The sequence below is a fragment of the Bacillus sp. M13(2017) genome (assembly GCF_002218325.1).
GTDB classification, from domain to species: Bacteria; Bacillota; Bacilli; order Bacillales; family Bacillaceae_G; genus Bacillus_A; species Bacillus_A thuringiensis_K.
This window is the reverse complement of the sequence record NZ_KZ268500.1, coordinates 947881-961473: the sequence shown is the minus strand read 5'-3', so window position 1 is coordinate 961473 and position 13593 is coordinate 947881. Positions and strand designations below refer to the sequence as shown.

The following is a 13593-nucleotide window of genomic DNA, read 5'->3' as shown; positions in this document are numbered from 1 at the left end:
ACATACCTATGAATGAATTGATTTTCGTCTTATTAATTTGTCCATTATTTATCTTTATCGTATCTGTTATTGGAACACGCAAAACGAAAACGTATTACGTAATGCCGATTGTAACGTTTGCTAGTTTTTTAATAATAGGTGTTATCGCCTTTACTCCAAAATTTTTCTTTTGGGTCGGCATGTATAGCATTTTCTCATTTATTGTTTCTTATGTGACTCTATTGTTTGTAAGAGGATATAAGCTTGCAGAAAGCACTAAGTAGTTAAGGAGATTGTAATATGATTTTCTTTAATATTGATGGAACTTTACTTGAATTTTTAACAATAATATAAAAAACGACCGCGTTCCCCCGCGGTCGTTTTTTTGTATTACGCTGTGATCCAAGCTTCGTTAGCTGGATTTTTACGCCACTCTTGTAATTTTTTCGTTTCAGCTTGTCCGATCATACCTTTTTCTGCTGCAACTTCAGTTAATGCACTGTAATCACTTAAAGAATATGATGCTACGTTAGCTGCTTCTAGCTTTTCTTTTCCTGCTTCTAGCTCGTATGTGAAGATTGATACGATTCCTAATACTTCACATCCAGCTTCGCGAAGTGCTTCTACACATGTAATTGCACTACCGCCAGTTGAAATTAAGTCTTCTACTACTACGACTTTTTGACCTTTTTCAGCTTTTCCTTCGATTTGGTTCCCTTTACCGTGCCCTTTTGCTTTACTACGTACGTAGCACATTGGTAAATCCATACGATCGCTTACCCATGCAGCGTGCGCAATACCAGCAGTTGCTGTTCCTGCAATAACTTCTACAGTTGGGAAGTGCTCTTTAATTAACTCTTCTAATCCAGCTGCAATCGCTTGACGTACTTTTGGATAAGATAAAGTTAAACGGTTATCACAATAAATTGGTGATTTCATACCTGAAGACCAAGTGAATGGATCATTCGGTTGTAAAAATACTGCTCCAATTTCTAATAAATGCGATGCGATTTCTTTTTTCATACTGTTACACCTTCCCACTGTTGTTTTACTGTTTTATACGCTTCAAGCGGATTTTCTGCTTTTGTAATACTACGTCCGACTACGATGTAACTTGAACCAAGTTCCCTCGCACGTTTCGGTGTTGCTACGCGCACTTGGTCATTTACATCATCGCTTGCAAGACGAATCCCCGGTGTTACTGTTACAAATTCATTTCCGCATACTTCACGTAATTTTGGAACTTCAAGTGTTGAACAAACAACGCCATCAAGTCCACTTTCTTTCGTTAGTTTTGCATAATGAGCAACCGCTTCTTCTAACGTTTTCTCAATGCCAATCTCTTTTTTCATCATAGCTTCCGAAGTGCTTGTTAGTTGTGTAACTGCAATACAAATCGGTCTCTCTTTTCCTTCTTGCTTACCTTCCTCTAATCCCTCAATCGCAGCTTTCATCATGCTGCTTCCCCCAGCAGCATGAACATTTACCATATCGACATCTAGACTAGCTAGGCTACGCATAGCGCTTTTTACTGTATTCGGAATATCATGAAGTTTTAAATCTAAGAAGATCTTATGTCCCTTTTCTTTTAAGTACGTAATAATCGCAGGGCCTTCTTTGTAAAATAACTCCATACCTACTTTGACAAATAACTCTTCCCCTTCAAAGTGTTGTAAGAATTGTTCTACTTCTTGTTTCCCTGGAAAATCTAGTGCAACGATTAACGACTGTGACATGTTTGCTTCCAGCTCCTTCCTTGACATTCCGAAATGTGATCAAATCCTAACTCATCTAATAATGCTGGTAACTCTTCAATAATTGTCGGACATACGAACGGATCGATAAAGTTCGCTGTACCTACTGCAACTGCGCTTGCGCCAGCATAGAAGAATTCAATTACATCTTCAGCTGTTTCAATACCACCCATTCCGATAATTGGAATGTTAACCGCTTGGCTTACTTCATGGACCATGCGAATTGCTACTGGCTTAATCGCAGGACCTGATAATCCGCCTGTACGGTTTGCTAAAATTGGTTTAGCTGTTTTTAAATCTAGACGCATACCAAGCAATGTATTAATCATCGTTAAACCATCTGCACCTGCATTTTCAATCGCTTTTGCAATTTCCACTATGTTTGCCACGTTCGGTGACAATTTCACGTATACAGGCACTTCAGAAACCTCTTTTACTCGCTTCGTTAAATCAGCAGCAATTTCAGGATTTGTACCAAAGGCGATACCACCTGTTTTTACGTTCGGACAAGAAATGTTTAATTCTAGTGCATGGACATTAGGCGCTTTAGAAATTTCCTTCGCAACCGCTACGTAATCCTCAGCTTGTGAGCCTGCAACGTTCGCAATAATTGGAAGGTCAAATTGTTCTAACCATGGTAATTCCGAATTCATTACTTTGTCTAATCCCGGGTTTTGAAGTCCAATTGCATTTAGCATGCCACCTGGTGTTTCAGCAACACGAGGCGTTGGATTTCCATAACGTGGTTGTTCTGTCGTCGCTTTAATCATGATTGATCCTAGTACACTTAAATCGTAAAACTGTGCATATTCACGACCAAACCCAAAGCATCCAGATGCCGGTATAATTGGATTTTTTAATGATAATCCTGGTAATTCAACTTGCAATCTGTTCATAGTACAACCTCCCCGATTGGAAATACTGGTCCGTCGCTACACACCTTCTTGTAAGAATGTCCACTTGGATCTTCTTGTAAGTGGCATACACATGCGAAACAAGCTCCAATACCACAACCCATACGCTCTTCTAATGAAATATAGGCTTTTTTCTCTTTGTAACGTCCTTCTAATGCACGAAGCATCGCTAACGGGCCACATGAGTAAAGAATATCAAAGTCGATTCCGTAATTATCAATTACATCTGTGACAAATCCTTTTGTACCGTGTGTACCGTCTACTGTCGCAACGTACGTATCACCAAGTTCTGCAAATTTTTCTTCATAGAAAACAACATCTTTCGTTTGAAAACCTAAGATGTGAATAACACGTACACCCCTTGCAACGAGGCGCTGTGATAATTCATAAAGTGGTGGTACACCAATTCCCCCGCCTACTAATAAAGCTGTTTGGCCAGCTTCTGCTTCTTCTACAGGAAAACCGTTTCCTAATGGTCCCAGTACATCTACCATTTCACCTTGTTTTCTAGTTGCTAATGTTTTTGTCCCTTGTCCTTCGGCACGATATAGCATTGTAAATTCGTTCTTCTCTTGATCTACATTACAAATACTAATTGGGCGGCGCAGAAGGGGCGCAATGCCCTCTGCTACCTTAATGTGTACAAACTGCCCTGGTTCGTTCATTTGCTGTACTAACGTTCCTTGAAGCACTAATTCGTAAATATTTTTTGCGATTTCTTTTTGGTTAACGACGATCATATTTTGCTTTTGCATCATGCATGTACCACCTCGTGACGCTTTGTTTGCGTAATTTCTTTCATTGAATGAGCTGAGAATGTCATAGATTCTAATACTCGTAAGATTGCTCTCGTTGTATCAAGTGATGTTAAGCAAGCTACACCATTTTCTACTGATTCACGGCGAATGCGGAAACCATCACGCGCTGGTTGTTTTCCTTTTGTTAATGTATTGATTACAAACTGCGCTTTTCCTTGACGGATAATATCAAGTAAGTTGTAGTCTTCAGAATCAATTTTGTTTACAACTTGCACTGGAATATTTTGCTCCGCTAACGATTTTGCTGTTCCAGCTGTTGCTAATAAGTTATAACCGATTTCGTGGAAACGTTTTGCAATTTCCATTGCCTCTTCTTTATCTTTATCCGCTACTGTGATAATTACTGATCCGTGCGTTGGGATGTTAATTCCAGAAGCAACTAATCCTTTGTATAATGCTTTTTCAAGTGTTAAGTCTTTACCCATTACTTCCCCTGTTGATTTCATTTCAGGTCCTAATGTTGTATCAACTGAGCGTAGTTTCGCAAACGAGAATACCGGTGCTTTTACATATACTTCTTTCTCTTCTGGGTGATAACCAGTTCCGTATCCTTGCTCAACTAAGTCTTGACCTAAAATAACTTTCGTTGCAACATTCGCCATAGGTACGCCCGTAATTTTACTTAAGAACGGTACTGTACGACTCGCACGTGGGTTTACTTCAATTACGTACACTTGATCTTTGAATACTACAAACTGGATATTTAGTAATCCAACAATGTTTAAACCTTTTCCAAGTGCAATTGTATGTTCAATAATTTGTTCTTTTAGTTTTTCAGATAAGCTTTGTGGTGGGTATACTCCAATTGAGTCACCAGAGTGAACTCCAGCGCGTTCAATATGTTCCATAATACCTGGAATGAATACATTCTCGCCGTCTGAAATTGCATCTACTTCAATTTCTTTACCAACCATGTAACGGTCAATTAATACCGGATGCTCCGCATGAACTTTAACTGCATTTTTCATGTAGTGCAGTAGTTCTTCTTGACGATATACGATTTCCATCGCACGTCCACCTAATACGTAAGATGGTCTTACTAATACTGGGTAACCAATTTCTTCAGCGATTGCTACCGCCTGTTCTACAGTTGTTGCTGTTTTACCAACTGGTTGTGGGATACCTAATTGTGTTAGTGCAGCTTCGAATTTATCACGATCTTCTGCACGGTCTAGATCTTCAAGTGATGTTCCTAAAATTTTCACACCGTGTTCTTCTAGTTTCGCTGCTAAGTTAATTGCCGTTTGTCCACCGAACTGAACGATAACACCTTCTGGTTTTTCTAAATCGATAATGTGCATTACATCTTCAATCGTTAATGGTTCAAAGTATAATTTGTCAGAAATACTGAAGTCTGTTGAAACTGTTTCTGGGTTGTTGTTAATAATAATTGCTTCATATCCAGCTTCTTTAATTGCCCATACTGAGTGAACTGTTGCGTAGTCAAACTCAACACCTTGACCAATGCGGATCGGACCAGATCCTAGAACTACTACACTCTTACGATCTGTTACAATCGATTCATTTTCGTCTGCATATGTGCTGTAGTAATATGGCGTTGCAGATTCAAACTCTGCCGCGCAAGTATCTACCATTTTGAATACTGGCATCATATTATTTTCTTTACGCATATCATAAATTTCGCGCTCCGTTTTGTTCCAAGCTGCTGCAATGTAGTGATCGCTGAAGCCCATTTCTTTTGCAGTTTGTAGTACTTCCATATTTCCTACATTCGCTTTTACTTCACGTTCCATATTTACGATGTTTTCAACTTTTTGTAAGAAGAAGAAGTCCATTTCACACCATTCATTGATTTCTTCTTTCGTTACACCTTGGCGAATTGCTTCTGCTACAATAAACAGTCGTTCATCATCCGCTTTAATGATACGTTTTTTCATCGTTTCTTTATCAAGTTCTTTTAAGTGGTCTAATTCTAAGTGATAAATGCCAAGCTCTAAAGAACGAACTGCTTTTAGTAATGATTCTTCTAAGTTACGTCCGATTGACATAACTTCACCAGTTGCTTTCATTTGTGTTCCAAGCGTTCTGTTCGCTGATTCAAACTTATCAAACGGCCAACGTGGAATTTTTGAAACAACATAGTCTAACGCTGGCTCGAAGCAAGCGTAAGTTTTTTGTGTTACTGGGTTTACGATTTCATCTAACGTTAAACCGACTGCAATTTTTGCTGCTAATTTCGCAATTGGATATCCAGTTGCTTTAGATGCTAGTGCAGATGAACGACTTACACGTGGATTTACTTCGATTACATAGTATTGGAAGCTATATGGATCAAGCGCAAGCTGAACGTTACATCCGCCTTCAATTCCTAGTGCACGAATAATTCGTAATGAAGTGTTACGTAACATTTGATATTCACGGTCGCTTAGCGTTTGGCTCGGTGCTACTACAATCGAATCACCTGTGTGAACACCAACTGGATCGATGTTTTCCATGTTACATACTACAATCGCGTTATCATTTGAATCACGCATTACTTCATATTCAATTTCCTTACAGCCAGCAATACTTTTCTCTAATAAACATTGTGTTACTGGACTATGTTTTAAACCGCTTGTTACGATTTCAATTAGCTCTTCTTCGTTATGGCAAATTCCGCCGCCCGTTCCTCCTAATGTGAACGCTGGTCGAACGATTACTGGATAACCAATTTCATTTACAAATCCATATGCTTCATCAAGGTTATGAATAATTTCACTTGGTGGTGTTGGTTCATTTAAATCTTGCATTAATGTACGGAATAAATCACGATCTTCCGCTTGCTCGATTGCTGATAATTTTGTTCCTAAAATTTCAACTCCGCACTCGTCAAGTACGCCTGATTTTGCAAGTTCAACAGCCATGTTTAAACCTGTTTGACCACCTAATGTTGGTAGGATTGCATCAGGACGTTCTTTACGAATAATACGGCTTACGAATTCTAATGTTAATGGCTCGATGTATACTTTATCTGCTGTTGCAGTATCCGTCATAATTGTTGCTGGGTTAGAGTTAACAAGGATTACTTTGTAACCTTCCTCTTTAAGAGATTGACAAGCTTGTGTGCCAGAGTAGTCAAACTCCGCTGCTTGCCCAATTACAATTGGTCCTGATCCGATTACTAAAATTGTGTTAATGTCTAGGCGTTTTGGCATAACTCTTCCCCTTCTTTCTTGAAGTTTTCAATCATTGTTAAGAAATCTTCGAATAAATCATTTGCATCTTCTGGTCCCGCTGAAGCTTCTGGATGGTATTGTACTGTAAATGCTGGGAACTTCTTATGACGAAGACCTTCTACCGTTCCATCGTTTAAAGCAACATGTGTAATTTCAAGATCTGTATTTTCAACTGATTCTTCTTCTACTGCGTATCCGTGGTTTTGAGATGTAATTGCTACTTTTCCAGTTGCAAGATTTTTTACTGGATGGTTTAAACCACGGTGACCAAATTTCAACTTACTTGTATTTGCACCTGATGCTAGAGCGAACAATTGATGTCCTAGGCAAATTCCGAATAAAGGAACTTTACCGATAATGTCTTTTAACATTTCAATTGCTTCTGGTACATCTTTCGGATCTCCAGGTCCATTACTTAACATAATTCCATCTGGGCTAAGGCGTAAAATTTCTTCTGCTGTTGTGTTGTAAGGAACTACAATTACATCACAGTCACGCTTATTTAATTCTCGTAAAATACCATGTTTCATACCGAAGTCTACTAGTACAACTCGGTGACCACGACCTGGGCTTGGGTATGGATCTTTCGTTGATACGCGTTTTACATGATCTGTAAATACTGTCGCTTTTAATTGGCTTACAATGTACTCTACATCTGCATCCATGTTACAAAGGCGTCCGCGTAATGTACCGTATTGACGAATTTTTCTCGTTAATTTTCTCGTATCAATCCCTGCTAATCCTGGAATATTTCTTTCTTTCAAGTAATCATTTAACGAAATTTCATTACGGAAGTTTGATGGGTGATCACAAATTTCGTTTACGATTAAACCATTTACAGATGGGTGAATGGATTCAAAATCGTCACGGTTAATGCCGTAATTTCCGATTAATGGGTACGTGAATGTTACGATTTGACCGCAATATGATGGATCAGATAATGTTTCTTGATATCCAGTCATTCCTGTTGTAAATACAACCTCACCTGACTTTTCGATTTCGCCTCCGAAACCTGTTCCAATTAATACTGTTCCATCTTCTAAGATAAGTTGTCTTTTCATACTAATGCACTCTCCTTTTGCCATGCGATCTTACCACCAACGATTGTCATTACCGGCCATCCTTGGCATTTCCAACCTGCGAATGGTGTATTTTTTCCTTTTGATAAGAATGTTGTTGGGTCAATCTCTTCTTCTTGTTCTAAATCAATGATTGTAATATCAGCTGCTCTACCTTCTTTTAGGCGACCTGCTTCTAAGCCGAATGTATCAGCTGGCTTTTCTGTTAAGAATTGAATTAACTGTTCTAGCGTAATGACTCCCTTTTTCACAAGGTTTGTGTATAGAAGCGGGAATGCTGTTTCAAAACCAGTAATTCCAAACGGTGCTCTTTCAATTCCTTGTGCTTTCTCTTCCGCTGTATGCGGTGCATGGTCAGTTGCGATCATATCGATCGTTCCATCTAATAAACCTTCAATTAATGCTGCATGGTCTTCTTTTCCACGAAGTGGTGGGTTCATTTTAAAGTTAGGATCAGCTGATGGGATATCATCTTCACATAACACTAGGTGATGCGGTGTTACTTCTGCTGTTACTTTAATTCCAGCGCGTTTCGCATCACGGATTACACGTACAGAACCTTTCGTACTTACGTGACATACGTGATAGTGGCAATCTGCTGCTTCAGCAAGCAGTATATCCCTTGCAATATGTACAGATTCACATACTGATGGGATACCGTTTAATCCGTGTTTCTCAGAAAACTTCCCTTCATGTACACAACCTTTATTAATAAGCGTATTCTCTTCACAGTGCGCAACTACTGCCATATCTAATTTTGCTGCACGTTTCATAGCCGCTAACATCATGCTCGCGTCTTGTACGCCTACGCCGTCATCTGTGAAAGCAAATGCTCCAAGTTCTTTTAATGTTTCGAAATCTGTCATTTCAGAACCAGCTTGACGTACTGTAATTGCTCCGTATGGTAGTACGTTAACATGAGCTTTTTCTTCAATACGTTTTTGCAAGTCTTCCATATGTTCTCTGCAATCTGGTACCGGGCGTGTATTTGGCATTGCGCAAATTGTAGTGAATCCACCTTTTGCCGCTGCTAGTGTACCTGTTTCAATTGTTTCTTTATGTTCACCACCTGGTTCACGAAGATGTACGTGTACATCTACTAATCCAGGTGCGATTAACTTTCCGTTCACATCGATTACTTCAGCATTATCTGCCGTAATATTTTCTGCTACCTTAGCGATTTTACCGTCTTGTACGAGAAGATCCGTTGCTACGATTTTTCCTTCTTCATTCATATAACGACCATTTTTAAACAAATAATTCATGTTTCATTCCTCCTAATACATTTGGTAAGGCGCGTTTTAGTACAGCCATTCTTACGTAAACTCCATTTTCCATTTGTTTAAATATGCGTGAACGCTCACACTCAACAAGTTCACTTGCAATTTCAACATCACGGTTTACAGGAGCTGGATGCATAATAATGCTTCCTTCTTTCATACGCTTTTCTCTTTCTACTGTTAATCCGTGTTTCTCATGATATTCTTTCATAATGTCTGTTTCATAATGATCATGACGCTCATGTTGTACACGGAGTAACATCATTACATCAACTTCTGGAACAAGTTCATCTAATGGTTTGTATGTTCCAAATGTGTTGTCTTCATCTTTCCACTCTTCTGGACTTGCAAAGTAAATCGTTGCACCAAGCTTCGTTAATGCTTCTGCATTAGAACGTGCTACTCGGCTATGACGAACATCTCCTACTATTGCAATCTTCAAACCTTCAAATCTTCCAAACTCTTGTTTAATTGTAAGAAGGTCCAGTAGGCACTGTGTTGGGTGGTTTCCGCATCCATCTCCAGCGTTTAAGATTGGAATATTCACCTGATCTTTTAGTTCATCGAAGTAGCGATCTTGCTCGTGGCGGATGACCACTGCTTTTGTTCCGATTGATTCTAGTGTTCTTATCGTATCGTATAGAGTTTCTCCTTTTTGTACGCTAGATGCATCAGCTGAAAAGTTTAAAACATCAAGTCCTAATCTCTTCTCAGCAACTTCAAAGCTAAATCTCGTTCTCGTACTATTCTCAAAGAACAAGTTCGCAACAAAAGTTTGCTCTGTCGTTTTGCTCTCTTTTCCATTCGCAAAATCTTCTGCATCTTTTAGGATTTCTGAAATTTCTACTTCCGATAATTCACTCATCGTTAACAAATGGCTCATCGTCATCCCTCATCTTTCTGATTTTTATGTTACCACTTTTGAATTTTTATAACAACCTTTGCATAAAAATACCCTAGTCATGTGAGACTAGGGTGCAAGAAAGAAGCCACCCTTTTCGGTCTCACAGGACTGAATTAAAAGGTTATTATTATGAAGCAATCTGCTTAGATTGTTTTATTTGTTTCGTTTCCGGTAGTAGTAGATTTAACAGTACACCTACAATTGCTGCTAGTGCCATTCCTTCTACTTGGAATGATTCTCCTACGTGAAGTACCGCTCCACCAATACCGATTACTAATATTACTGATGCAATCATTAGGTTTCGTTTGTCACTTAAATCTGTTTTATCATCTACCATCATGCGTAATCCGCTTGATGCGATTACACCGAATAGTAAGATTGATACACCACCCATAACTGGTGTTGGGATCGAATGAATCAGTGCAGAAATCTTACCGATAAATCCGAACATGATTGCGAATACTGCTGAACCGATGAATAAGTATACACTGTATGCTCTCGTAATTGCTAGCACACCGATGTTTTCACCATACGTTGTATTTGGTGGCCCACCGATTAGTGACGCGATTAATGTTGCTACTCCGTCACCGAAGATTGAACGGTGTAAACCTGGTTTTTCAATTAAATCTCTTTTAATAACATTTCCAAGAACAATTTGATGTCCGATATGTTCTGATATTGTTACTAGTGCAACTGGTACCATCAAGAGTACAATCTTCCATGAAAACTCTGGTGTGTATGTTACAAATGGTACTGTGAAATCTGGTACAACAAACCATTTTGCCTCAGCTACCGGCTTTAAGTCTACTAGCCCTTGGAAGTAAGCGAAGATATATCCGCCGATAATGCCAAGTAACACTGGTATTATACTGAAAAATCCTCTTCCAAATATCGAGCATATAATTGTAATTGCTAATGTTACTAACGCTACTGAAAAATGTGTAAAGCTATATTTGCCATCCGCATCGTTCATCGCCATGTTAACTGCTGTATGTGCTAAAGCTAGACCGATTACCATTACTACTGGACCAACTACGATTGGTGGTAGTAATTTCATAATCCACTCTGATCCTGATTTCTTAATTCCGAGTGAGATTAAAATGTACACAAGTCCTGCTAGCAAACCACCAAGCATTGCCGCTCCCGGTCCACCTGCCGTTTTGGCTGTTATAATCGGTGCGATAAAGGCGAATGATGATCCTAGATAAGCAGGTACTTGGCCTTTCGTTATAAGAAGGAACGCTAACGTTCCTAATCCACTTGATATTAATGCTACTGATGGATTCAATCCTGTTAAAAATGGAACAAGCACTGTTGATCCAAACATCGCGAACAAATGTTGTATACTTAAAAATAACCATTTTCCCGGTTTCGGTACTTCATTAACGTCTAACACTGGCTTTTGTTCCATTGTTACATCCTCCTTCAGTTTAAATCTTTGCAATAAAAAAACTCTTTGTGCCTGTGCACAAAGAGTCCTACACTTTCGTATGCCAAATTTGACATATGAAAGCCAAGACCCTTTGGCAGCCTCACAGGACTACATTTAAAAGGGCTTTACTTATCGTATATGCTTACTCGATCTTGTTGATCTGTCTCTTGCAAATCAACTTCGATACGCTCTTCACTTGATGTTGGAATGTTCTTCCCTACATAATCAGCGCGAATTGGTAATTCGCGATGACCTCTATCAACAAGAACCGCCAATTGGATTTGAGATGGTCTACCTAAATCCATAAGAGCATCCATTGCTGCTCGAACTGTTCTTCCTGTATATAATACGTCATCCACAAGGATAACTTTTTTCTTCGTAATATCTACAGGGATATCAGAACCTTTTACAAGTGGTTCTTTATTTTTCGATTGTAGTGTTAAATCATCACGATATAACGTAATGTCTAACTCTCCAACTTCCATTTCTTTTCCTTCAATTTGACCAATTCGTTCTGCCAAACGTTGTGCAATAAAAATTCCACGAGTTTTAATTCCGACAAGAACACAATTATCGACACCTTTATTTCGTTCCACGATTTCATGACTAATTCGTGTTAAAGCGCGGCGAATCATTTGGTCATCTAAAACGACAGCTTTCTCTTGCATGCTCTACACCTCCAAGCTTTTTTCTTGCGTGAGAGTAATGGTATAAAAAAAGTCCTCTCAGCGTGTGCGAGAGGACTTTTGAAAAAAGGGTACAACATACCCTAAGTATTTCAAACCGTTACCTTCTCAACCTCACGGGGCTGTGTTAAAGGATCATTATTTAACTGTTGTCAGTATCTCAGTTTTCTTATGATTTGTCAATACTATTTTCGTAAAATATTTAATGCGTCTTCAAACACTTCTGGAATTGGTGCCTCAAACTGAATATATTCACCAGTACGAGGATGATCAAAGCCTAAAATACCCGCATGAAGTGCTTGTCCATTCATATCTAACGTTTTCTTCGGACCATACTTCGGATCTCCTGCAAGTGGATAGCCAATATATTTCATATGAACACGAATTTGGTGCGTACGTCCCGTTTCTAAGCGACATTCTACAAGTGTAAAGTCTTTAAAGCGTTCTAACACTTGGAAGTGCGTAACAGCGTTCTTACCATTTTCATCAACTGTCATACTTTGACGCTCTTTCTTATCACGAGCAATCGGAGCATCAATCGTTCCCTTATCATGCGGAATCACACCGTGTACAATCGCTTTGTAACGTCTCGTTACTGTTTTTGCTACAAGCTGATTTACAAGCGATTCATGTGCCATATCATTTTTAGCAACCATTAATAGTCCAGATGTATCTTTATCAATACGATGCACGATACCTGGACGCATTATACCGTTAATGCCTGATAAGTCTGTACAATGGTGCATGAGGCCGTTTACAAGTGTACCACTTGTATGCCCTGGTGCTGGATGTACAACCATACCACGTGGCTTATTTACAACAAGCACATCTGCATCTTCATAATAAATTTCTAAATTTAAATCTTCTGGTTGAATATCTAACTCTTCTGGTTCAGGAATTGTTACTGTAATTTCATCTTCTTCTTTTACTTTATAATTTCCTTTTACAGCTTTCCCGTTTACTGTCACAACGTCATCTTTAATCCATTGCTGCACTTGCGTACGTGACCATTCGTTATTTATCCCTGCAACGAATTTATCAATTCGCTCGTTTTTTTGCTCTGCTGCAACTGTTACTTGTACTACTTCACTCATTCAATTACTCCTTCGCTTTCTTGCCTTCTAATAATGTTTGAATAATAATTAATACAACACCAATACATAATGCTGAATCAGCTATATTGAATACTGGATAGTTGTACGAGAAAATATACACGTGAATGAAATCCACTACTTCTTGTCTAAATACACGATCAATAAAGTTACCAATTGCCCCGCCCAAAATTAGGCCTAACGAAATACCTAGAAGCTTGTCTGTTTTCGCATACTTTTTCATATAAAATACAATAAATACTACAAAAACAACTGTAATAATGTAGAAGAACCACATTTTATTTTCTAAAATACCCCAAGCAGCACCTCTATTTCGATGTGATGTTATGTATAATACATTGTCGATAATTGGAATACTCGTACCCAATTCCATGTTCTTTACAATTAACCACTTCGATATTTGATCGATAGCAATGACGAATAACGCTATTACATAATATATCATTTTCATTTCCCCCA

General features: G+C 38.7%; 13 protein-coding genes. 1 reads left to right on the top strand and 12 read right to left on the bottom strand.

Annotated elements, in window-relative coordinates; all coding sequences use genetic code 11:
- Nucleotides 1-8: 8 nt before the first annotated feature.
- Nucleotides 9-263 (top strand): YbeF family protein, encoded by a 255-nt coding sequence (locus tag CGQ22_RS05610; RefSeq protein ID WP_001003920.1) that lies wholly within the window; start codon nucleotides 9-11, stop codon nucleotides 261-263.
- Nucleotides 264-369: 106 nt separating this feature from the next.
- Here the strand turns inward: CGQ22_RS05610 and pyrE are convergent, their stop codons facing one another.
- The 12 genes from pyrE to lspA all read right to left on the bottom strand — a co-directional run bounded on the left by pyrE (nucleotide 370) and on the right by lspA (nucleotide 13579).
- Entirely contained in the window at nucleotides 370-1002 is a 633-nt protein-coding gene (gene pyrE / locus CGQ22_RS05605; RefSeq protein WP_000711449.1) for an orotate phosphoribosyltransferase, read from the bottom strand.
- Nucleotides 999-1715, bottom strand: a complete 717-nt coding sequence (gene pyrF / locus CGQ22_RS05600; RefSeq protein WP_000083512.1) for an orotidine-5'-phosphate decarboxylase — start codon at nucleotides 1713-1715, stop codon at nucleotides 999-1001. The genes pyrE and pyrF overlap by 4 nt, the downstream gene beginning before the upstream one ends.
- Entirely contained in the window at nucleotides 1700-2629 is a 930-nt protein-coding gene (gene pyrD, locus CGQ22_RS05595; RefSeq protein WP_001081049.1) for a dihydroorotate oxidase B catalytic subunit, read from the bottom strand. Before pyrD ends, pyrF begins: the two co-directional genes overlap by 16 nt.
- A complete protein-coding gene (gene pyrK, locus CGQ22_RS05590; protein WP_000983365.1) occupies nucleotides 2626-3405 on the bottom strand; it encodes a dihydroorotate oxidase B electron transfer subunit in 780 nt (259 codons plus the stop codon). Before pyrK ends, pyrD begins: the two co-directional genes overlap by 4 nt.
- Nucleotides 3402-6620, bottom strand: a complete 3219-nt coding sequence (gene carB, locus CGQ22_RS05585; protein ID WP_001126102.1) for a carbamoyl-phosphate synthase large subunit — start codon at nucleotides 6618-6620, stop codon at nucleotides 3402-3404. Before carB ends, pyrK begins: the two co-directional genes overlap by 4 nt.
- A complete protein-coding gene (locus CGQ22_RS05580; protein WP_000828680.1) occupies nucleotides 6605-7702 on the bottom strand; it encodes a carbamoyl phosphate synthase small subunit in 1098 nt (365 codons plus the stop codon). Before CGQ22_RS05580 ends, carB begins: the two co-directional genes overlap by 16 nt.
- Complete coding sequence (gene pyrC, locus CGQ22_RS05575; RefSeq protein WP_001108367.1) at nucleotides 7699-8985, bottom strand: dihydroorotase; 1287 nt, start codon at nucleotides 8983-8985, stop codon at nucleotides 7699-7701. The genes CGQ22_RS05580 and pyrC overlap by 4 nt, the downstream gene beginning before the upstream one ends.
- Nucleotides 8969-9883 carry an aspartate carbamoyltransferase gene (pyrB, locus tag CGQ22_RS05570; protein WP_000018849.1) on the bottom strand — a complete coding sequence of 305 codons (915 nt, stop codon included), beginning with the start codon at nucleotides 9881-9883 and terminating at the stop codon, nucleotides 8969-8971. Before pyrB ends, pyrC begins: the two co-directional genes overlap by 17 nt.
- 148 nt (nucleotides 9884-10031) lie before the next feature.
- On the bottom strand, nucleotides 10032-11315 hold the full coding sequence (uraA, locus tag CGQ22_RS05565; RefSeq protein ID WP_000435923.1) for a uracil permease: 1284 nt from the start codon (nucleotides 11313-11315) through the stop codon (nucleotides 10032-10034).
- A 146-nt stretch (nucleotides 11316-11461) separates the two neighbouring features.
- Nucleotides 11462-12004, bottom strand: a complete 543-nt coding sequence (gene pyrR, locus CGQ22_RS05560; RefSeq protein WP_001156491.1) for a bifunctional pyrimidine operon transcriptional regulator/uracil phosphoribosyltransferase — start codon at nucleotides 12002-12004, stop codon at nucleotides 11462-11464.
- A gap of 203 nt (nucleotides 12005-12207) precedes the next feature.
- Nucleotides 12208-13116, bottom strand: a complete 909-nt coding sequence (locus CGQ22_RS05555; RefSeq protein ID WP_000005828.1) for an RluA family pseudouridine synthase — start codon at nucleotides 13114-13116, stop codon at nucleotides 12208-12210.
- A 4-nt stretch (nucleotides 13117-13120) separates the two neighbouring features.
- Nucleotides 13121-13579 carry a lipoprotein signal peptidase LspA gene (gene lspA / locus CGQ22_RS05550; RefSeq protein ID WP_000642180.1) on the bottom strand — a complete coding sequence of 153 codons (459 nt, stop codon included), beginning with the start codon at nucleotides 13577-13579 and terminating at the stop codon, nucleotides 13121-13123.
- Between the last annotated feature and the right edge of the window lie 14 nt (nucleotides 13580-13593).